Raw genomic sequence first — 21,766 nt, forward strand, 5'->3', positions numbered from 1 at the left:
GGCCGGACATATGGACGCAAGCGATCGAAAACGACGCAAAACAACCGTTGCAGGCAGGGCGCCGTCCACATATGGATCCTAGGGTCTCCGCTACGGACGTAGCGGAGACCCTAGGATCCATGCCGTTACCGTGGCCGTGGAGTGCAGCGATCCAGGATTGCTTGCGCGCCCTCATCTCCGGCTCACCCCGCGCTGCTCTGCGGATAACAGATGATCGACAAATACCGCATCGGCAGGACGCTCAGCACTTCCGGTCCGTGCGGCGCATCGGCGTCGAAGAACAGGCTGTCGCCAGGCCTCATCGGGTAGAGATTGCTGCCGTGCCGGTAAACCACCTCGCCCTCGAGCATATAGAGGAATTCCATGCCTTCATGCTGGAAGGTCGGGAACACGTCGGAATCCTCGGTCAGCGTGATCAGATAGGGTTCGACGACGACGCCGCTGGTGTTGGAGCCGATATGGCCGAGCAGATTGTACTGGTGGCCGGCGCGCGTGCCGCGGCGTTCGACGTCGAGGCCTTCGCCGGCCTTGACGAAGACGGCACTGCGCTCTTCCTCGAAGCGGCGGAAGAAGGCGGTGACGGGAACGCCGAGCGCCCGCGACAGCGCCTGCAACGTGGTCAGCGATGGCGAGGTGATGCCGTTCTCGATCTTCGACAGCATGCCAAGCGAAATGTCGGTGGCGGCAGCCAGATCGGCGACGGTGATGCCGAGCTTCTTGCGGAAGGCCCGCACCTCGCGGCCGATCGCGACCTCCAGGACTTTTTCGCGGGTGTCGCGAATGGCGTGCGGGTTCTGGGTGAGCGGCGCGCGTATCTTGCGCGGATCGATTGCAGCGACCGACGGCTTGGCCTTGGCGGCGACGACGGCCGCAGCGGGCTTTAGACTGGATGCTTTTTTCGCCATGTTGCCACCCCGGACCTTGCCGATTCATTTCACTCACGGTGAACATATTCGGTGCCGATACAGAAGCGCAACTGCCACGGCAAGCCACCCGTGTCGAATTGCGCAATGTCTGGATTTCGCCCGAGCTACTGCGTCGCTTGGAAATCCAGCTGGGCGAAACGCGGTTTCGCGACAAGCCCTGTTGACAGCATCGAAGGGGCAATTACTGTCCTGTCAGTGAAATTTGTTTCGTTAGGGAAATGAGATCGGGAGGCCCGCAATGAAAGATCGTGTTGCCGTCATCGGAGCCGGGCCGTCCGGCATGGCTCAGCTCAGGGCCTTCAAGTCGGCTGCCGACAAGGGCGCCGACATTCCCGAGATCGTCTGCTTCGAAAAGCAGTCCGACTGGGGCGGCCTGTGGAACTACACCTGGCGCACCGGCCTCGACGAGCACGGCGACCCGGTGCACGGCTCGATGTACCGTTACCTCTGGTCGAACGGCCCGAAGGAATGCCTCGAATTCGCCGACTACACCTTCGAGGAGCATTTCGGCCGGCCGATCGGCTCCTATCCGCCGCGCGCCGTGCTGTGGGACTACATCAAGGGCCGCGTCGAAAAATCCGGCGTGCGCCAATGGGTGCGCTTCAACAGCCCGGTGCGCATGGTCACCTTCTCCGAAACGACAAAAAAATTCACCGTCACCGCGCATGACCGCACCAGCGACGTCACCTACTCGGAAGAGTTCGACCATGTCGTCGTCGCCTCGGGCCATTTCTCCGTGCCCAACGTTCCCTATTTCGAGGGCTTTTCGACCTTCAACGGCCGTATCCTGCACAGCCACGATTTCCGCGACGCCATGGAATTCAAGGGCAAGGACATTTTGATAATCGGCCGCTCCTATTCAGCCGAGGACATCGGCTCGCAATGCTACAAATACGGCGCCAGATCGATCACCTCCAGCTACCGCTCGAAGCCGATGGGCTTCAAATGGCCGGAGAACTGGAAGGAAGTGCCGCTTCTGCAGAAGGTCGTCGGCAAGACGGCGCATTTCAAGGACGGCAGCACCAAAGACGTCGACGCCATCATCCTGTGCACCGGCTACCTCCATTCCTTCCCGTTCCTCACCGAGGATTTGAAGCTGAAGACCGCCAACCGCATGTGGCCGGACGGACTCTACGAGGGCGTCGTCTGGGAGAAAAACCCGAAGCTGTCCTATATCGGCATGCAGGACCAGTTCTACACCTTCAACATGTTCGACGCGCAGGCCTGGTTCGCCCGCGACGTCATCATGGGCCGCATCAATCTGCCCTCGGCCGAAGCCATGGCCGAGCACGGCCGGAAATGGCGGGCACGCGAGGAAACGCTTGAAGACGCCGAGCAGATGATCTGGTTCCAGGGCGACTACACCAGGGAGCTGATGGAGCAGACCGACTATCCCGGCTTCGATGTCGAGGCTGTCAATCAGACCTTCATGGAGTGGGAGCACCACAAGGCGCAAGACATTATGGGCTTCCGCGACCATGCCTACCGCTCGCTGATGACCGGCACGATGGCGCCGCTGCATCATACGCCCTGGCTGCAGGCGATGGACGATTCGATGGAAAGCTATCTCGAGATGAAGGGCGTGGCGGCGGAGTAGCAGTCCGAACGGCGATTGACTTGCCTCAGACAACTTCCCGCGCCGGGTCGGCCGCCAGCGCCAGGGAATTTGCGACGTGCTCGAGGTGCTCCTCGTCCAGAATGCTGGTCGCGACGCGGACAGCGTTCGTTTTTCCGGTCGAAAACTTCGCCCCGGCATGGACCGCGATGCCGTGGGCGGCCAGCGTGACCATCGCGTAAGGTTCCGAAGCAACCGGAATGAGGACGCTGAGACCGTGTCCGGCGTCGATATCGACATTGCGTTTGGCCAGTTCGCCGGCGAGCCGTTCGCGACGGCCGCGGTATACCTCCTTCGCCTGCTCCACCAGGGCGGCCGTGGCCGGGTCGTGCAGCAGCCAGGCGGTGGCCGCCTGCAGGATGCGGCTGGTCCATCCCGAGCTGAAGCTGCGGTAGGACTGGATCTGCTCGACGATCGTCGCCGATCCGGACAGCACGGCGAGCCGCAAATCCGGGCCGTGGGTCTTGGAATAGGACAGGATATGGACGACGCGATCGGGAAAACGCCGGCCAAGCGAAATGCGCGGCGCCGAGGCAATATCGCCGACGCCGTCATCTTCGACAATCAGCACGTCGGTGCCGGCGAGCAGGTCGCCGATGACTTCCAGCCGCGCCGACGACATGCAGGCGCCGGTAACCGAATGGACGCGCGGCTGGAACAGGAGCGCGACGGGCCGCTGCCGCAGAGCGTTGGCAAGTGCATCCGGCAAGGGACCGTCGCTGTCGCAGTCTACCGGGATGATCGGCACATCGAGGTCCTCGAGGATGTCGAGCAGGCGAAGCGCCGTCGGGTTCTCGATGGCCACCGGCGCCCCCGGCGGGACCAGCGCATGCAGCAAGGTGTAGATGGCGTTGTAACCGCCATTGGTGGCCAGGAACGCGCCGGGATCGTACGGCCATGACGGGCGCACTGCCGCCTCCAGCTCGGGCAGGATGCGCACCCGCTCGTAGCTGTTGAGCTTTTCGGCGCGCGCACCATGCGCCAGCGCGATGTCGAGCGGCGGCAAGAGCATCACATCGGGCTCCGCGATCGCCAGGTTCAGAACATCCTGTCCGTAATTGCCACCGCTCATGTGGCGCTCGGGCCGGGCGGCAAAGCGGTTGCCCATGATCCAGGTGCCGTTGCGTCCGCGGCCGCCGATGATCTTGTAGCGCCGCAACTCGCTCCACGCCTGCGAGACCGTCGCCGGGCTGACGCCAAGCACATAGGCCAGATCGCGCACCGGCGGAAGCTTTGCGCCGACAGGCAGCGCGCCGCTTCTGATCAGCGCACTGGTCTCGCGCGCGATGCCGCGCATCGTGCGGTCGCCAAGGCGATCGGCGAACCATCCTGCATCGAAATCCATCGGCACCCGCGACCATTAAAGCTAATGTTCAATAACATAATAACATTTGATCGGCCAAAAATAAACATTTACCAATCGCCGGTCAAACATAGCTTTGAAGTTCATGCCGATGCCCGTCTCCATCACTATAGCCACCCGCGATTGGGACTATCTCACCCCTTTGGTGCTGGGTGACGTCACTTCGAGCCGCTTGTCGGTGAAGGTTGACCGCGTCGCCACGCTCATTCCGGATCTCGGCACCGATCCGAACTACGATGCGGCGGAGGTCTCATTCAGCCGTTATGTGTCGGCCATGGCTTCGGGCAGGGATACGGTGGTTGGAATACCGTGCTTCATCATGCGCGGCTTTCGCCATCGCTGCATCATAACGGTCGAGGCCAGCCCGTTGGAACGGCTTTCCGACCTTGCCGGCAAACGCATCGGCGTGACCGGCTGGCGCGATTCCGGCAACACATGGACGCGCGCGGCGCTTCGCCGGGAAGGCGTCGGCGTCGAGGATGCCTATTGGTTCGCCGGCAGGCTGACATCGGAGCACCCGATCGCCGACCGCCTCGACGGATTCGGCAGGCCGGGGCGCATCGAAGCAGCACCAGGCGAGCGCCCGATGATGGAGCTGCTGTCGCAAGGCGAGCTCGACGCCGTTTTCACGCCCTTCATGCCGGACGGCTTTTTCGGCCCGGCTTCCGGCTTCCGGCAAGTGCTGCGCGATTTTCGCGCGGCCGAACGCGCCTATTTCGCCGACGTCGGTTATGTCCCGGGCATGCATCTGGTCGCCGTCAAGGCCGCAGTGGCCAGGGAGCACCCCTGGCTGCCGCAGGAACTCGCCAGGCTGATCAACGAAAGCCAGCGCGTCTGGACGGCAAAGCGCCGAAAATACGCCGATACCTCGCCCTGGATCCTCGAGGAGCTGCTTCATGCGGGGCGCGACCTGCCTGCCTCCTGGAACGCCAGCGGCCTGCCGGCCAACCGGCGCATGATCGAGGATTTCGTCACCGAGCTCCATGCCCAGGGCATTCTGGCGGAACCGATTTCCGCCGAAGCCTTGTTTCCTTTCGAGGCCAGATCGCGGGCCACCGCAGCCTGACAACGTGCAACGAAGAACACGAAGGAGAATGCCATGAGGACAATCAGCTTCATATTCGCCTCGCTCGTCACCATGCTGGCGCAGGCCAGCTTTGCCCAGGATATCCAGAAGCAATCGGTGAACGAGGATTTGCGGGCCCGGCTGCCGGAAGAGATCCGCACGGCGGGAAAGATCACAGCCGTCAACAACGGCTCGTTCCCGCCCTATGAGATCGTCACCGGCACCGAACTGTCGGGGGCGACCAGGGACATTTCCGACGCCATCGGCCAGCTGCTCGGTGTCGAGATCGATCATGCCTCGGTCGCCGGCCTGCCGGCTTTGCTGAGCGGCATCAATGCCGGCCGTTATCAGTTCGCGATGGGGCCTGTCGGCGACTATCCCGACCGGCAGAAATCCAACGACTTCATCGATTGGGTGCGCGAATACGTCGTCTTCGCCGTCGAGAAGGGCAACCCGCAAGGCATCACCTCGCTCGACACCGCGTGCGGCAAGCGCATCGCGGTCATGTCGGGTGGCTCGGCCGAAAAGGTCATCAAGCAGCAGGCGCAGAAATGCACCGAGGGGGGCAAGTCGGTCGTCGAGGTGCAATCCTTCACCGACCAGCCGAGCTCGATACTGGCCGTCCGGTCGAAACGCTCCGACGCATTCTTCTCCTCGCAGGCGCCGCTGACCTATTTCGTCGAGCAGGCGAAGGGCCAGCTGGAACTCGCCGGTGTCGGCCAGGCCAACGGCTTCAAGGACATCTATCAAGGCGCCGTCGTCAAGAAGGGCTCGCCGCTGGGCGGCGTGCTGCTCGACGCCTTCAATATCCTGATGAAGAACGGCACCTACGCCGCGGTCATGAAGAAGTGGGGCCTCGAGAAGAACATGATCGACGCGCCAGGCATCAACCAGGGCCAGTAGAGGCTGCCATGACCGACGCCACCGCTGCCTACGCGGCCGGGCTGCCGCGACGTCCCGGCGACGCGCTGCGCGACGTCAAACGAGCCCACCGGCCGTTTCCGCTCGTCCGGCTGGCGCTCTGGGCGTTCACCGTCGCCGTGGCGGCCGGCTTCGCCTATATCGTCGCGGTCAACCCGAATTTCGGCTGGCCGGTGGTCGCCCAGTATTTCTTCGATCCGACGGTCATGCAGGGGCTTTCGGTGACGCTCGGCCTGACCGTCGTGGCTATGATCCTGGGCATCGTGCTCGGCCTGCTGCTCGCCATCGCGCGCATGTCGAGCGACAGGCTGGCATCCCTTCTCTCCGGCCTGTTCATCTGGTTCTTCCGGGGAACGCCGCTGCTGGTGCAATTGATCCTGTGGTACAACCTTTCGACGCTGTTTCCGCGCATTTCCATCGGCTTCGCCAGCTGGAACACCAACGACCTGATCACGCCGTTGACCGCCGCCGTTCTTGGTCTAGCGCTGAACGAGGCCGCCTACATGGCCGAGATCATCCGTGGCGGGCTGCTGTCGGTGGACAAGGGACAGGCCGAAACGGCTGAAGCCTTCGGCATGACCCGCGCGCGGGCTTTGCGGCGCATCATCATCCCGCAGGCGATGCGGTCGATCGTGCCGCCGACCGGCAATCAGCTGATCAGCATGATCAAGGCAACGTCGCTTGTCAGCGTCATCGCCATGGCCGACCTGCTCTACTCGGTGCAGTCGATCTACAACCGCACCTTCGAAATCATTCCGCTGCTGATGGTTGCAGTGCTGTGGTACCTGCTGATCACCTCGGTCCTCAATGTCGCGCAAGGCGCGATCGAGCGCCACTACAGCCGCGGCGACCGCGGCGCGCGCGAGAAGACGGCGACCGCCACCCTGGAGGCCGCCAATGAGCGCGCATGACACGCCCCTGGTCCGGACGCGCAACGTTCACAAGGCCTTCGGCCCGCTCGAGGTGCTGAAGGGCATTGATCTGGACGTCGCGCCTGGCGAGGTGGTGGTCATTCTCGGACCGTCCGGCTCCGGAAAGTCGACCTTCCTGCGATGCATCAATCATCTCGAGGCGATCGACCAGGGGTCGATCGAGGTGGACGGCGAGCAGATCGGTTACCGGTTGCACGACGGCCGCCTCGACAAACTTTCCGACCGCGCGATCGCCGCGCAGCGGCGCAAGATCGGCATGGTGTTCCAGCAGTTCAATCTCTATCCGCACATGACGACCCTGCAGAACGTCATCGAGGCTCCGGTCGGCGTTCACCGGGAGAACCGCAAGGAGGCGATCGGCTACGCCCGCGAACTGCTGACCCGTGTCGGTCTTGCCGACAAGATCGACGCCTATCCGCGCCAGCTTTCAGGCGGCCAGCAGCAGCGCGTCGCCATCGCGCGTGCGCTCGCCATCCGCCCGAAATTGATGCTCTTCGACGAGCCGACCTCGGCGCTCGATCCGGAGCTGGTCGGCGAGGTGCTCGCCACCATGCGCGATCTCGCCAGGCAGGGCTTGACCATGATCGTGGTCACGCATGAGATCGGCTTCGCCCGCGAAGCGGCGGATCGGGTGGTGTTCATGGACGACGGTAATGTGATCGAGGCCGGGCCTCCGGACGAGGTTCTCGCCAAACCCAGGCACCCGCGCACGCGGGCTTTCTTGAGCCGTTTCATCTAAAAGCAAAGCCGGCGCGGCACCTGCTCGGCCGGCAAAGGACCTTCCATGCCAAAGACCTCCAACCAGTTCGCCGATATTTCCGACTTCGCCGACAAGGCCGCCGAGCTTGCAGCGGCCCGCCAGCACCTGCACGCGCATCCCGAGCTTTCATTCCAGGAGCACGAAACGGCTGCATACGTTGCCGAACGGCTCGAAAGCTGGGGCTATGAGGTGACGCGCAATGTCGGCGGGCTCGGTGTCGTCGGTCGCCTGCGCCAGGGCAGCGGCCGCAGCATCGCCATCCGTGCCGACATGGACGCCCTGCCGATCACCGAAGCTACCAATCTCCCTTATGGCAGCCAGGCCAGCGGCAAGATGCACGCCTGCGGTCATGACGGCCACACCACGATGCTGCTCGGCGCCGCCGAATACCTGGCGCGCACACGGCATTTCAACGGCACGGTGAACCTCATCTTCCAGCCGGCCGAGGAAGCCGGCAAGGGAAGCGGGGCGCAGGCGATGATCGCCGACGGCCTGTTCGAGCGCTTTCCCTGCGATGCGATATTCGGGCTGCACAACCACCCGGGCGCGCCGACGGGTTCGTTCCTGATGCGCGCCGGGCCGCTGATGGCGGCGAGCGATACCGTCACCATCAGGATCGCCGGGCGTGGCGGCCACGCCTCGCGTCCGCACCTGACGGTCGACCCGATCGTCGCTGCCGCCAACATCGTCATGACCCTGCAGACGGTTGTGTCGCGCAACGTCAACCCGATCGAGACCGCTGTCGTCACCGTCGGCACGATTCACGGAGGCACGGCCTCCAACGTCATTCCGGAACACGCCGAAATCACGTTGAGCGTCCGCTCCTTCTCGGCCGAGATCCGCGACACGCTCGAGCAGCGTATTCGCAATATCGCAGCACTTGTGGCGCAGGCGCATGGCGCAACGGTCGAGATCGATTACGAGCGCGGCTACCCGGTGGTGGTCAATTCCGAGCGCGAGACGTCCTTTGCGACAGACATCGCTGTCGAACTCGTCGGTCAGGACAAGGTGTCCGTCTGCCCGTTGATCCCCGGCAGCGAAGACTTTTCTTATTTCCTCGAACACAAACCCGGTTGCTTTCTGCGCCTCGGAAACGGCGAGGATTCAGCCATCCTGCACAGCTCGAAATATGATTTCAACGACGGCAATCTGACCGTCGGCGCAGCGCTCTGGGCTCGTTTGACCGAGAGATTCCTGGCCGCCTGATCCATGACTGCGGCTTGGATTGTCGATCGGCCGGTCGAGCATTATTGGGGCGACCGGCCGCGCGACGATGCTCAACGAATTCTCACGCATTCCCCCTCTTCGAATGCGATAAGAGCTTCGCTTTCAGACAAACAAAAAGTCACCCGTCGTCAGCGGGCTTGTAAAGTTTGCGAGAGTAACTTGATCGACTCCTGCGGTAATGATGGTGTCGGTTCCACTTTGCGCAATTGTGAGATCATCGAACGATTGCACGCCCTCCACGCCACTAAATACAATGGTGTCGTCTTGGGTCTGGCTGAAATCGTAGATGGTGTTTTGGGTTCCGACCGTCATTGAAACATCGTCCTTGAATATGAATTGATCTCTGCCGCCCTGAGCCAGTTCGCTCAGTTGCCCGTCACCCCACATGTCGTTGATGACGGTGCAGCCGGGTGCCGCGGTCCCGGCGTACAGGGTATCGTTTCCGCCCCTGGCCGAACCGGACATCTGCAGAGCGTCGCCGCACAGGAAATTACGGACCTGGCCGCTTCCGCTGTTGAGGCCACCGGTAAGAATATCGTTGCCGCCCGCGGCGGACCCGGACATAGCGAATGTGTCGCCATACAACTCGCTTTGAACATCAGGACCAGAGCTCTTATTGCCGCCGGTTAGGATATCATTGCCGCCCACAGCATTGCCGGCCATCGCGCCAGCGTCGCCATAGGCGAAATTATGGGTGCCTTGCAGCACGGCCACGTCATCGCCCCCGCTAGCAGAGTCGGACATGATGCCGGCCGCGTCACCATAGAAACTTATCACGAACCCACCCACGCTCGTGAAGGTGTCGTCGCCGCCCTTAGCAAAGTCGGACATATGTAGGCTCGCGTCGCCAAAGAAGGTTTTGGTCTGAATCGTGCCACCAAAGTCTGTGTAATGGTCGTCGCCACCCTGAGCATGGCCAGACATGCTGCGACCGGCATCACCGTAGAAAATAGTGTTGGCGTCACTAGCGCCATTGAAAGTGTCGTTGCCGCCCTTGCTGTAGTCCGACATATCGCCGCTGGTGTCCCCGTAGAAAGCGTTGCTGGAGTCGCTCCTGGCCGTGAAACGGTCGTCGCCACCTTGAGCATGGCCAGACATGTTGTTCCCGGCGTCGCCAAAGAAAATGTTGACGGCCACGCTGGTGCCCTCGAAGGTGTCATTGCCACCCTTGCTGTGGTCGGACATATCGACGCCGGCGTCACCGTAGAAAGTGTTGAAGGAGTTGGGAAAGGCCGTGAAACGGTCGTCGCCGCCCTGAGCATGGCCGATCATGTTGCCGCCGGCGTCGCCGAAGAAAATGTTGCTGGCTTGCGCGGCGCCCGTGAAAGTGTCGTTGCCGCCCTTGCTGTGGTCCGACATATCGTCGCCCGCGTCACCGTAAGCAGTGGTGGTGGAGGAGCTCGACACCGTGAAGGTATCGTCACCGCCCCGAGCAAAATTGAACAAGCTCCGAGCCGCGTCGCCGTAGAAGGTGTAGGTCGACGGTGCGGTTTCCGTAAAGGTGTCGTTGCCGCCTCTTGAGAAATCGAGCAGGCTGCCGCCAGCGTCGCCAGTCAAGATATTGGTATTCGGATCGCCTGTGAGGGCGTCATCGATACCCCGCTGATGATCTGCTAGATCACCGGTAGTAAAGGGAACGCGTTTAGACATTATCCGCTCTCCTGTTGAGCCTGCCCGTCCCATGGCAGCCGTACGATGTGAGGCAAAAACGAGCAATAATCCCGAATGGCTATGTCTTTAGGCGTAGGGATCGGTGCCTCGTTAACGGCGCGCTTGGCGGCAGCTTCCTGAGGCCGTCCAATTCCGGACTATCCCAGCCTTGCCCGAGCCTTCGCCGTCCAGGCGTTGAACAGCCGGTCTGCGACAATGCCGATGAAGGCGATGGCCAGGCCGGCGACGATGCCGCGGCCGGAATCGGCCTTGGACAGGGCGATGAACACCTCCTGGCCGAGATCGCGCGTGCCGACCATGGCGCAGATGATGATCATCGCCAGCGCCATCAGGATGGTCTGGTTGACGCCGAGCATGATCTCGGGCAACGCCAGCGGCAGCTGCACGCGAAAGAAGGTCTGGCGCCTGGTGCAGCCCGAAACCTTCGCCGCCTCGATCAGCGCCGGCGGCACCTGCCGGATGCCGTGATTGGTGTAGCGGATCGCCGGCACCACGGCGAAGGCGACGGTGGCGATCATCGCGGTGACGTCGCCGACCCTGAACAGCATCACCACCGGAATGATGAAGCAGAACGACGGCAGCACCTGCAGCGTGTCGATGACCGGCGTGACGGTCTTTTCGAAGCGGTCGCTGCGCGATGCCATCAGCCCGATCGGGATGCCGATCAGGCAGGCGATAAAGGCCGAGATTCCACACAAATAGACGGTCGCCATGGTCTTTTCCCAAAGTCCGGTGACGGCGCAGAACGCTGTCAAAGCCGCGACCAGGGCGGCGAGGCGCAAGCCGCCGAGCTGGTAGCCGGCAAGGCCGAGGAGACACACCGCGCCCAGCCACGGAAAACCCTCGCAGAAGGCGCGCACCGGGTTCAGCACGTTGAGGATAAGCGCCACGCGGAACGCTTCGATAGTGTCGAAGAAGTTGATGGTGATCCAGTTCACCGCCGCCTTCCACAAAGGCGCGGTGGTGAAGGTGATCGCTTTCGGCACCGCGGCGAACGCCGGCACGAACAGGCCGAGCAGCGTGGCGACGGCGAGGATGGCAACAGCCAGCGCCAGATTGGGATAGCGCCGCCAGAAACTGGTGCTGGCCTGGTGGCGGACATTGCCCTTGGCGTGATTGTGCGCGATCGCCTGGCTCAGCCGGTCGAGTGCAATTGCCAGTGCGACAATGGCGAGGCCAGCTTCCATCGCCTCGCCGACCTTGAGTGCGCGCAACGCCAAAAGCACGTCATAACCGAGCCCACCGGCACCGATCATCGAGGCGATGATCACCATGTTGAGCGCCAGCATGATGACTTGGTTGACGCCGACCATCAATGTCGGCCGCGCCGACGGCAACAGCACCCGCCACAGCTTCTGCCGTGCCGTGCAGCCGGCCATCTCGCTGAAATCGTCGATCTCCGACGGCACCCGCGACAGGCCGAGCATCGTCGCCCTCACCATTGGCGGCGTCGCGAAAATTGCCGTCGCGATCATTGCCGAGACCGGGCTGTTGCCGAACAGAAGCAGCATCGGGATCAGATAGGCGAAGGTCGGGATCGTCTGCATCAGATCGAGGGCAGGGGAGATCAACAACCTCTCCGCCCAAGGCTTGCGCCATGCCCAGATGCCGGCGAACAGCCCGGTGACAATGCAAAACGGCACGGCGATCGAGATCAAGCCCAGCGTCAGCATGGCGCTGGTCCACTGCCCGAACAGCGCGATGTAGAGAAAACAGCCGCCGGCCAGCGCACCCAGCTTCCAGCCGCCGGCGGCGCGTCCGGCAAGGTAGGCGGCAGCGCAGACGCCGACCCAGGACAGGCGCGGCAAGACGATCATATCCGCGCCATGGCCGATCTTGAAATTCTTGGCCAGAAGACCGAGCGCGAAATCGAGCGGCACGCCAAGCACCGCGGTGATCGAGCGGGTCAGCCAGGAGAAGTTCGACTTCACCCAGTTCATCAGCGCACCGACCCAGTCAGCGACAGGAACGATCGCGCCGGCCGGGTAATTGACCGCCCAGGGCAGGCTTTCCTGCAGCAGAAAGACAATAAGCACGGCGGCGAGCGCACAGGCCCAGATCGCCAGCCAGGTTTGAACCGGCCGGGGCCTCGCTGCGCTGGCGCTTGCCGTGACGGTCATCCGCCGGCCCCACGACGCTCGATGCCGGCGAGAAGATCGATCACCGCCTGCGGCGTGACTTCGCCGATCGGCTTGCCGGTGCCGTTGACCACCGCGAAGGGCTTGCCGGCAGAGACGATATCTGCCGAAAAACTTGATATCTTGGCATCCGGCGCGACCGTGCCGCCGTACTCGGCGCCGTCGCAGGCGCGCATCAGGCGGCGCGCCGAGATCACCTTGGCGCGATCGACATCGCGGGTGAATTCGGCGACATAGTCGGTCGCCGGGTTGACCACCAGCTCTTCCGGCGTGCCGATCTGGATGACCTCGCCGTCCTTCATGATGGCGATCCGGTCGGCCAGCCGGATGGCCTCGTCGAAATCATGGGTGATGAAGACGATGGTCTTGTGCAGCATGGTCTGCAGCCGCATCAGCTCGTCCTGCATCTCACGGCGGATCAGCGGATCGAGAGCCGAGAACGGCTCGTCGAGGAACCAGATTTCCGGCTTCGTGGCGAGGCTGCGGGCGATGCCGACACGCTGCTGCTGTCCGCCGGAAAGCTCGCGCGGATAGAAATGCTCGCGGCCGCGCAAGCCAACCAGCTCGATGACTTCACGGGCCCGCTTCTCGCGCGTCGGCCGGTCCTGCCCCTGGATGCCCAAGGGAAAGGCGATGTTCTCCAGTACGTTGAGATGCGGCAGCAAGGCAAAATTCTGGAACACCATGCCCATGCGATGGCGTCGCAGTTCGATCAGCGCGGCATCGGAAATCTTGAGCAGGTCCTTGCCTTCAAACTCGACCTTGCCGTGGGTCGGCTCGATCAGCCGCGACATGCAGCGCACCAGCGTCGACTTGCCTGACCCCGAAAGTCCCATGATGATGAAGATCTCGCCCTGGCGGATTTCGAGATCGACGGCGCGCACCGCGCCAACCAGTCCGGCAGCGGCGATGTCCGCCAGGCTGGCCTTGCCGTCGCGCCGGCGGATGAAATTGGCCGCGTCCGCCCCGAACAGCTTCCAGACATTGCGACAGGCAAGCTTTATCGGGCGGGCATCCTTGCCCGTTGCTTTCACCGCCTGTTCAATCGTATCGCTCATGCAATCGTCCTTCTGGAATAGGGGATCGAGACCCGGCCCTGAATGGCCGGGCCGTCGCGTTTCCAGTCAGACGGTCACTCGGCCCAGGCTTTCCAGTCGGCTTCGTGGGCGGCGATCCAGGCGGCGGCGACGTCTTCCGGCGTCTTGCCTTCGAGATCGATCTCGCCGCTCATCTTGTTGAGCTCGTCGGTATCGACCGTGTAGTTTTTCGCGACCTTGTAGGCGACCGGCCATTTGTCCTTCATGCCGGCCCAGGAATATTTCCAGATCTCGCCATGCGGCTTGCCGCAGTCATATTTCGCATCGGGGTTCACACCCCATTTCGGGTCGGTGTAGCACTCGGTCGTATAGTCGGGGAATTCGACCCATTCGCCCTTGTATTTGGCTGGCGCCCAATGCGGCGAATAGATCCACAGCATGATCGGCGCCTTGCGCTGATAGGCCGAGTCCAGTTCGGCGAACATCGCCGCATCGGTACCGGCATGGATGACGGTGAAGGGCAGTTTCAGCGCCTCGACGCGTTCATCGTCAAAACCTTCCCATGTCACTGGTCCGCCGAGATAACGCCCCTTCGGCGCGGTTTCGGCCGTCGAGAACGCCTCGGCGCATTTCGGGTCTTTCAGCGCTTCCCAGTTCGGCAGGCCGGGGCATTTCTCTTTCATATATTCGGGAAACCACCATTCTTCCTTGGCCTTGGGTCCGAGCTTGCCGAGGCGTTCGGTCTGGCCCGTCGCGTCCGAGGCCTTCATCGCCTCGCCGGCAGTCGTGTCCCAGAATTCCAGGCCGACATCGATGTCGCCATTGGTCAGGCCGGTGGTCAGGCTGGAGAGATAGTCGGCGGTCGGATACTCGACGGTATAGCCGAGCTTTTCGAGGATGCCGCCGAGGATCTTGGCGTTCAGATTGACGCTGGTCCAATCGAACAGTGCGATCTTGATCGGGTCGTTGGATTCCGGCGCTGCCGCATAGGCCGAAGATGTCAGTGCGGCTGCGGCAAGTGTTAAGGCTCCCATTGAGAAATTCGAAATCATGCTCCGAAGTGACATGCTTGTTCTCCTGTCAAGCTCTGGTGGAATTATCGTTAGTTCCCTTCTTGCGTCTTTTTGATTGTGTTGGAAAAGCTGGTCGTTGCGCAAGGCCGTAGGCGCCACAATGCTGCCGAAGCGGATGCCGGCGCAAACGGGGGTGGTGCCCAAATTGGTGAAGATGTGGCGGGACCGGCCGCGTCATGACTGCCGAAGGATTGCTGCCAAAGCAGTCATCCACGGATCGATCGCCGGTCTTGAGGGGCAAACCATCAAAGTCCCATGATCTCGGCTGTTGGCTCGGCAACTCGCCCAGAGCCACTTTCATGAGATGAAATTATATATACCAACGGTCATGTCGCGCAACGAATAACGCCGGTGCCAATTTCACGGCCCGTCTTTTTACATGGACCCGCAGATCGGTTCGAAAAAAGCCAAGGTTGCCGATCATCCCGTATGCGAGCCGCAAGATAGGGTACCGATACAATGCAGCAGACCTCTTCCTTGAACAGACTGCGCATCGCCGTGCTCTTTGGCGGACGTTCCGCCGAGCATGACGTTTCGGTGCTTTCAGCAACCAATGTCATGCGTGCGCTGCTGCCCGCCAAATACGATGCCGTCCCAATCTTCGTCACGCGCGAAGGGCAGTGGCTGCTGAGCAGCTTCCAGGATGGTACGCTCGCAAAGCCTGCGGGCGGTTTGGAAGTTTGCCTGGTTCCGGGCGGGCACGGACGGATGATGGCGATCCCGGCCGACGGCACGCCCTATGACCTGCCGCAGATCGACATCCTGTTTCCGGTCCTGCACGGCCTCCACGGGGAAGACGGCTCGGTGCAGGGGATGGCCGAGGTGGCTCGGGTGCCGCTCGCCGGCTGCGGCATCCTGGGTTCGGCAACCGCGCTGGACAAGGACATCGCCAAACGGCTCCTGGAAGCGGCGGGGCTGCCAATCGCGCGCTCAGTGACGATCCATGAAGGTGCGGCGCCCGCCCTCGCCACACTGGAAGGCGAGCTCGGCCTGCCGTTCTTCATCAAACCGGCGCGTCAGGGATCGTCTGTCGGCGTCGGAAAAGTCCATGCCAGCCAGGAATTCGATGGAGCGCTTGCTGAAGCCTTCCGGCACGATTGCAAGCTGTTGGCCGAGGAATTCATTCGTGGGCGCGAGATCGAATATAGCGTGTTGGAGGACCCGGCAGGCGACCTGTTCGTCTCGCGGCCAGGCGAGATCGTGCCGGCCGAAAGCCATGATTTCTATAGCTACGATGCCAAATACATCGACGAGAACGGCGCGGCGCTAAGAGTGCCGGCCGAACTGCCGCCGGAGGTCGAGGCAGCCATGCGGGACGTGGTCGCAAGGGCTTTCAGAGCCGTCGGCTGTGACGGGATGGCGCGCGTCGACTTTTTCCTGACACCGGACATGCAGTTCTTGGTCAATGAAATCAACACCATCCCCGGCTTCACCGATATCAGCATGTATTCCAAGGCAATGGCGGCGAGCGGCGTCAGCTATTCCGAAATCATCGACCGGCTCGTGGAGCATGGATTGGCACGGGCCGGCCGACCAGTCTGAACGCAGCGAAGCGGGCTTTCAGATCCCGGTGGATGGTACGTTGGCCCGCGCCGCCGCTCACGACATGATCAGGCCGCCATCGACATTGATGGTCTGGCCGGTGATATAGGCTGCATCGTCGCTGGCCAGAAAGCTGACCAGGCCGGAGACATCCTCGCCGCTGCCGGCGCGGCCCATCGGGATGTTCTTCACCCATTCGGCCATCAGCTCGCCGGGCTTGTAGTCGCCCATCAACTTGCCCCATGCGGCGTCGTTATAGGCCCACATATCGGTGTCGATGATGCCGGGGCAGATCGCGTTGACGGTGATCTTCTCCTTGGCCACTTCCTTGGCCAGGCTCTGGGTGACGCCGACGACGCCGAATTTCGAGGCCGCATAATGCGGCGTGTAGATAAAGCCCTGCCGCGCCTGGCCGGATGCGGTGTTGATCAGCCGGCCGCCGTCGCCATGCTTGCGAATGCGCGCGATCGCCTCCTGGCAGCACAGGAACACGCCCTTGGTGTTGACCGCCATCACCTTGTCCCATTCGGCCTCGGTCATCGCCTCTATCCTGGCGATTGTGATGACACCGGCATTCTGCACGGAGATGTCGACGCGGCCGAACTGTTGCTCGGCCAGGTCATAGAGGGCGACGACTTCGTCCTTCTTCGTCACGTCCATGCGCAGCGATGCGACCCTGGCGCCCATAGCCTTGAGATCGGCGGCGACCTCTTCGACGCGCGCGTCGATGGCGCTGACGACGACCGCGGCACCTTCCGCCGCGAAGCGCCTGGCTATTGCCGCACCAATGCCGCCGCTGGCGCCGGTGATGACCGCCGTTTTTCCCAGGAATCGCTTCTGCATCTTTTCTCCTACCAGCAGACAAAGCCGCCATCGACGATCAGGTCGATGCCGGTGACGAAACTCGCGGCGCGGCTGGCCAGGAACACGGTCGGGCCGACCATCTCTTCCGGCGCCGCCATGCGGCCCATCGGCGTGTCGCGCTCAAAGATCCTGACCTGGTCGGCGACCTCCGGCCGCTTGTTCATCGGCGTCAGCGTGTAGCCGGGGCTGACGACATTGACGCGCAGGCCGCGATCGGCCCATTCCATGGCGAGGCTCTTCGACATGTGGATCACCGCGGCCTTCGACGAATTGTAATGCGCCTGGGTCAGGCCGCGATTGACGATCGAGCCCGACATCGACGCGATGTTGATGATCGAGCCCTTGCGCCGCGTCAGCATGGCACGGGCCTCGGCCTGGCAGGACAGGAACACGCCGCTGACATTGACGTCATAGAGCTTCTGCCATTTTTCCAGCGACAGCGTCTCTGCCGGCTCAGCTCCGGCGACGCCGGCATTGTTGACGGCGATGGTCAACGCGCCGAGTTCCATCTCCGTACGCTCTATCGCGGCCGCGAGATCGGTCTCTGAAGTCACTGTGCCGTTCAGCACCAGCGCCTTGCGGCCGAGTGCCGTGATCCGGTGCGCGGTCTCCTCCAGCCCGCCTTTCGAGGCGTGGCCGAAGCAGGCTATGTCGGCGCCGGCCTCGGCCAGCCCAATGGCGATTGCCTGCCCGATGCCGCTGCCGGCGCCTGTCACAAGTGCCACGTCACCATGAAGGTCGAATAATTTCATCGTCGGTCCCTCTGCTCCAACCGCCGTCCTCCGGAAATAAAGGGGCGCCAACTCTGTTGCTGGCGCCCCGCGCGGTCTGGTGCCCGGGAGGATACCACCTGCTGAGCTTTGTTTCGATGGGCGTCCTAGCTCGTGGCTAGTTCCATCACGGCGATATTGCTTGCTTCGCTGCGGTCGAGAATGCCGCGTTGCCGGCCGCGGCTCAGCACCAGCACGCGATGTGACAGGCCGAGCACTTCCTCGAGGTCGGAGCTCACCACCACCACCGCCATGCCGGAGCGGGCAAGGTCGGCAATGACATCATAGATCGCGGCGCGTGCACCGACGTCGATGCCGCGCGTCGGCTCGTCCAGGATGAACACCTTGGGCGGGCGCGACACCCATTTGGCGATGATCACCTTCTGCTGGTTGCCGCCTGAAAGCTTGCTGATCGCCTGGTTCGGCCGGCCCTTGACGCCAAGCCGGCGAATGCCGGCCTCGGCGAATTTCTGCACTGCCTTCGGAAACACCCAGCCATTCGGCGCCACATGGTCGAAATTGCCGATCGCCAGGTTCTCGCCGATCGTCTGGTCGAGCACCACGCCCTGCGCCTTGCGGTCTTCCGGTACCAGGACGACGCCGGCCTTGATCGCCGCCGCCGGGCCATTGAGATGCACCGGCTTGCCGGCGACGCGCACCGATCCCGATGAGATCGGATCGGCACCGGCGATCGCCCGCACCAGCTCCGTGCGTCCGGCGCCGATCAGCCCGGCAATGCCGAGGATTTCGCCGGCCCGCACTGAAAAGCTGACATTTTGAAAGCTGCGTTCCGGCGAGGACAGGTTCTCGACCTCGAGCAGCGTGTCGTTGCCCGGCGCCGATATCGTAGGGAACATCCGCTCGACACTGCGGCCGACCATTTGCTCGACGACGGTGCGCACCGGAATGTCGGCGCGCTCGTGCCGGGCGACGATGCGCCCGTCGCGCATCACCACCACGCGATCGGCGATCTGGGCGATCTCGTCCAGCCGGTGGCTGATATAGATGAAGGACATGCCTTCCGCCTTGAGCTTGCGGATCTGCTGGAACAGGAGCTCCGTTTCCTCGCCGCCAAGGGCTGCCGTTGGTTCGTCGAAGATCAGCAGCTCGGCATTGAGCGTCAGCGCCTTGGCGATCTCGACCTGCTGCTGGGCGGCGATACGCAGCGTGCGCACCTTGCGCTCGGGCGAGACATCGAGGCCGAGGCGCTTCAACTGGGCCGATGCCCGTGCATTCATTGCCGCGCGGTCGATGCGGCCGCCACGCATCGGCAGGCGCCCGACATAGACGTTTTCGGCGACCGACAGATCGGGCAAGAGCTTCAGCTCCTGGTGGATCATGCCGATGCCGGCGTCGATCGCCGCGGCAGGATTGGCGGGGGAATAAGGGTTCCCCCGCCAGGTGATGGTGCCGGCATCGGGTTTGGTCGACCCGGCGATGATGTTCGAGACGGTGGACTTGCCGGCGCCGTTTTCGCCAAGCAGCGCCACGACCTCGCCCGGCCGCACCTCGAAGCTCGCATCGGCCAGGACCTGCACCGGCCCGTAGCTTTTGCAGAGGCCGCTGACGACGAGCCCGTTATTGGAGCTGTGCGTGTGGCGAGGATCGGTGGACATCGTTGCGCTCGTCGATTGCCGGACTGGTCTCAATCAGGGATGCTTGGCGATGAACTGCTCGACATTGTCCTTGGTGGTCAGCGTCGCATCCTGCAGCTGTTCGGCGGGAATGGTCTCGCCGGCCACCAGCTTGATTGCTGCGTCGACGGCGAGCCGGCCCATGCCCTGGGTTTGCTGCGTCGCGGTCACGTCGAAGACGCCGTCCTTCAGTGCCTTGAGCGCCGCCACATCGCCGTCGAAGCCGGCAACCCAGACCTTATGGCCGGGATTGGCGACCTTGACCGCCTGCGCCGCACCGAGCGCCAGCGCATCGGCCTGGCCGATGACGATCGACACATCTGGATGCGACTGCAACAGATCCTGCGTCAGCTTGAAGCCTTCGTCCTGATGCCAGCCTTCGCTCCACAATTCGCCGACCACCTTAATGTCGGGATAGCCTTTCAGCGCTTCGCCGCAGCCCTTCGAGCGGTCGACCTCGGGCGTCGTGCCCTTCTGGCCGTGGATGATGATCAGCTCGCCCTTGCCGCCGGCCTGCTTGGCGATGTAGTCGCAAACCGCCTTGGCCGATGCCACGCTGTTGGTTGCGATGAAGGTATCGCCGGGCGCGCCATCGGCGTTGCGGTCGACATTGACGACTGGGATGCCGGCAGCCTTGGCGGTCTTGGTCGGCACGGTGGCGGCGGTGGCGCCGGCTGGAATATAGATCAGCGCATCGATGTTCTGCGTGATCAGGTCCTGCACCTGGCTGACCTGGGTCGCCGAATCGCCCTTGGCGTCGACGGTAACGACCTCGATGCCCTTTTCCTTGCCGTAGGCTTCGACGGACTGCTTGATCTGGTTGAAGAAGTCGGCCTGCAGATTGGCGACGGCGAGGCCGAGCTTTTTGGCCTCCTTGGCCGAGGCCATGTCGGACAGGCCAAGCAGCGGGATGACGGCCGCGGCGGCAAGCAGCAATGAACGTTTGGTCAGCATGTTTATTCCTCCGTTGATGTTCAATCTGTCCTGCCCGCGCATCGCGGCGCCCCTTGGCCGAACAACTCCCAGTTTCGGATCACCGATCCGTTTTCGCCCGAATATCGGGGCGAATCTCATTGAGCCCCATTCTTCATTGTGCCCCATTCTTCATTGTGCTCGGCGCCGCCACGTGTCGGTGGCCACCGCCAGCGCGATCACCACGCCGATAACCACTTGCTGGATGAAGGGCGAGACACCGAGCAGGTTCAGCCCGTTGCGCAGCACGCCGATGATGAGGACGCCGATGGCTGTGCCGCCGATCGAACCGACGCCGCCCGACAGGCTGGCGCCGCCGATCACCACCGCCGCGATGGTGTCGAGTTCGTAGCCAAGGCCGGAGCTCGGCTGGACGGAATCGAGCCGGGCGGCAAGCACGATGCCTGCGAGACCGGCCAGCACGGCGCAGATCGCATAGACCCAGTTTGTCAGCGACTTGACTGGTATGCCGGACAGCCGGGCGACTTCGGCGCTGCCGCCGATTGCGTACAGGCTACGGCCGGTAGCGCGATAATTCAGGAAGATCGCGAAAATGACCGCAAGCACGATCATCAGCCCGACGGTGACCGAGAGGAAGCCGAAATGGCGGATTATCGACAGGCTGGTGAACCAGTCGGGAAAGCCGACGATCTGCGAGCCGTCGGTGATCATGTTGGCGAGGCCGCGCGCCACCGACATCATCGCCAACGTGGCGATGAAGGGCGGCAGCTTGGTGACCGTCACCAGCAGGCCCGAAACCAGGCCGCAAAGACCGGCGACGACGAGGGCCGCGGCGATGCCGGCGGGCAGGCCGAGATTGAGATAGTCCGGATGGGCGACGAAGCCCATCACCATGGAAGCCAGCGCCAGCACCGAGCCGACGGACAGGTCGATGCCGCCGATCAGGATGACCAGCGTCATGCCGATCGCCATGATGCCGAGCACAGTGACCTGGTCGAGCACGTTGAGGATGTTGCGGATGGTCAGGAACGTGTCGGTAGTCAGCGAGAGCGCCAGGCACAGCAGAACCAGCCCGATCAGCGGACCCATGGTTCCGGCAAAGACAGCCGAAAACCTTGCGCCCGCCGTAGCCTGCGCGCCAGAGCCTGCCTTCAACTCGCCTGCCTTCAAATTGCTTGCGTCGTTGCTCACAGCCACTTTGTCTCCTCCACAGCAATCCGGCGCTGCATCACCGGGCCACTTTGCTCACCAGGCCCCTCCCTGTGAACAATTTATCTTTAACATGCAATTTTGT

18 protein-coding genes are annotated in these 21,766 nt (G+C 62.9%); 7 read left to right on the forward strand and 11 right to left on the reverse strand.

The window, feature by feature from the left end; genetic code table 11:
- Positions 1-182: 182 nt before the first annotated feature.
- Complete coding sequence (locus NKI72_RS20020) at positions 183-905, reverse strand: helix-turn-helix domain-containing protein (protein ID WP_352473419.1); 723 nt, start codon at positions 903-905, stop codon at positions 183-185.
- Positions 906-1,164: 259 nt separating this feature from the next.
- Between NKI72_RS20020 and NKI72_RS20025 the strand changes: the two genes are divergently transcribed.
- Positions 1,165-2,523 (forward strand): trimethylamine monooxygenase, encoded by a 1,359-nt coding sequence (locus NKI72_RS20025; protein WP_352473418.1) that lies wholly within the window; start codon positions 1,165-1,167, stop codon positions 2,521-2,523.
- 25 nt (positions 2,524-2,548) lie between these two features.
- Here NKI72_RS20025 and NKI72_RS20030 read toward each other — a convergent pair whose 3' ends face one another.
- Positions 2,549-3,886 carry an aminotransferase-like domain-containing protein gene (locus NKI72_RS20030; protein WP_352850611.1) on the reverse strand — a complete coding sequence of 446 codons (1,338 nt, stop codon included), beginning with the start codon at positions 3,884-3,886 and terminating at the stop codon, positions 2,549-2,551.
- Between the two features lie 109 nt (positions 3,887-3,995).
- Between NKI72_RS20030 and NKI72_RS20035 the strand changes: the two genes are divergently transcribed.
- The 5 genes from NKI72_RS20035 (at position 3,996) to NKI72_RS20055 (ending at position 8,789) form a co-directional block, all read left to right on the forward strand.
- A complete protein-coding gene (locus NKI72_RS20035; RefSeq protein WP_352850613.1) occupies positions 3,996-4,970 on the forward strand; it encodes a substrate-binding domain-containing protein in 975 nt (324 codons plus the stop codon).
- Between the two features lie 72 nt (positions 4,971-5,042).
- Positions 5,043-5,873: an ABC transporter substrate-binding protein gene (locus NKI72_RS20040; protein WP_502908972.1), complete on the forward strand. Its 831-nt coding sequence runs from the start codon at positions 5,043-5,045 to the stop codon at positions 5,871-5,873.
- Positions 5,874-5,881: 8 nt separating this feature from the next.
- Positions 5,882-6,802 carry an amino acid ABC transporter permease gene (locus NKI72_RS20045; RefSeq protein WP_352850616.1) on the forward strand — a complete coding sequence of 307 codons (921 nt, stop codon included), beginning with the start codon at positions 5,882-5,884 and terminating at the stop codon, positions 6,800-6,802.
- Positions 6,789-7,562, forward strand: coding sequence for an amino acid ABC transporter ATP-binding protein (locus NKI72_RS20050; RefSeq protein WP_352850617.1), 774 nt, complete (start codon positions 6,789-6,791; stop codon positions 7,560-7,562). The genes NKI72_RS20045 and NKI72_RS20050 overlap by 14 nt, the downstream gene beginning before the upstream one ends.
- A gap of 45 nt (positions 7,563-7,607) precedes the next feature.
- Positions 7,608-8,789 carry a M20 aminoacylase family protein gene (locus NKI72_RS20055; RefSeq protein ID WP_352821868.1) on the forward strand — a complete coding sequence of 394 codons (1,182 nt, stop codon included), beginning with the start codon at positions 7,608-7,610 and terminating at the stop codon, positions 8,787-8,789.
- Between the two features lie 123 nt (positions 8,790-8,912).
- On the opposite strand, the gene NKI72_RS20060 is transcribed toward NKI72_RS20055, so the two are convergent.
- From NKI72_RS20060 to NKI72_RS20075, 4 genes are all read right to left on the reverse strand, one after another.
- Positions 8,913-10,460 (reverse strand): autotransporter outer membrane beta-barrel domain-containing protein, encoded by a 1,548-nt coding sequence (locus NKI72_RS20060; protein ID WP_352850618.1) that lies wholly within the window; start codon positions 10,458-10,460, stop codon positions 8,913-8,915.
- Positions 10,461-10,618: 158 nt separating this feature from the next.
- On the reverse strand, positions 10,619-12,601 hold the full coding sequence (locus NKI72_RS20065; protein WP_352473410.1) for an ABC transporter permease: 1,983 nt from the start codon (positions 12,599-12,601) through the stop codon (positions 10,619-10,621).
- Complete coding sequence (locus tag NKI72_RS20070) at positions 12,598-13,677, reverse strand: quaternary amine ABC transporter ATP-binding protein (protein ID WP_352850619.1); 1,080 nt, start codon at positions 13,675-13,677, stop codon at positions 12,598-12,600. Before NKI72_RS20070 ends, NKI72_RS20065 begins: the two co-directional genes overlap by 4 nt.
- A 74-nt stretch (positions 13,678-13,751) precedes the next feature.
- Complete coding sequence (locus tag NKI72_RS20075) at positions 13,752-14,723, reverse strand: ABC transporter substrate-binding protein (RefSeq protein WP_352473408.1); 972 nt, start codon at positions 14,721-14,723, stop codon at positions 13,752-13,754.
- A 465-nt stretch (positions 14,724-15,188) separates the two neighbouring features.
- Between NKI72_RS20075 and NKI72_RS20080 the strand changes: the two genes are divergently transcribed.
- Positions 15,189-16,271: a D-alanine--D-alanine ligase family protein gene (locus NKI72_RS20080; RefSeq protein WP_502908969.1), complete on the forward strand. Its 1,083-nt coding sequence runs from the start codon at positions 15,189-15,191 to the stop codon at positions 16,269-16,271.
- A 57-nt stretch (positions 16,272-16,328) separates the two neighbouring features.
- Here NKI72_RS20080 and NKI72_RS20085 read toward each other — a convergent pair whose 3' ends face one another.
- The 5 genes from NKI72_RS20085 to NKI72_RS20105 all read right to left on the reverse strand — a co-directional run bounded on the left by NKI72_RS20085 (position 16,329) and on the right by NKI72_RS20105 (position 21,627).
- Positions 16,329-17,114: an SDR family oxidoreductase gene (locus tag NKI72_RS20085; RefSeq protein WP_352850621.1), complete on the reverse strand. Its 786-nt coding sequence runs from the start codon at positions 17,112-17,114 to the stop codon at positions 16,329-16,331.
- Between the two features lie 8 nt (positions 17,115-17,122).
- Positions 17,123-17,887 (reverse strand): SDR family oxidoreductase, encoded by a 765-nt coding sequence (locus NKI72_RS20090; protein WP_352835169.1) that lies wholly within the window; start codon positions 17,885-17,887, stop codon positions 17,123-17,125.
- 125 nt (positions 17,888-18,012) lie between these two features.
- Positions 18,013-19,521: a sugar ABC transporter ATP-binding protein gene (locus NKI72_RS20095; protein ID WP_352850622.1), complete on the reverse strand. Its 1,509-nt coding sequence runs from the start codon at positions 19,519-19,521 to the stop codon at positions 18,013-18,015.
- A gap of 33 nt (positions 19,522-19,554) precedes the next feature.
- Positions 19,555-20,493 (reverse strand): sugar ABC transporter substrate-binding protein, encoded by a 939-nt coding sequence (locus tag NKI72_RS20100; RefSeq protein WP_023674026.1) that lies wholly within the window; start codon positions 20,491-20,493, stop codon positions 19,555-19,557.
- A 150-nt stretch (positions 20,494-20,643) separates the two neighbouring features.
- Entirely contained in the window at positions 20,644-21,627 is a 984-nt protein-coding gene (locus NKI72_RS20105) for an ABC transporter permease (protein WP_198023514.1), read from the reverse strand.
- Between the last annotated feature and the right edge of the window lie 139 nt (positions 21,628-21,766).

Origin of the sequence: Mesorhizobium sp. M0437 (assembly GCF_040321335.1) — a bacterium.
GTDB lineage: Bacteria > Pseudomonadota > Alphaproteobacteria > Rhizobiales > Rhizobiaceae > Mesorhizobium.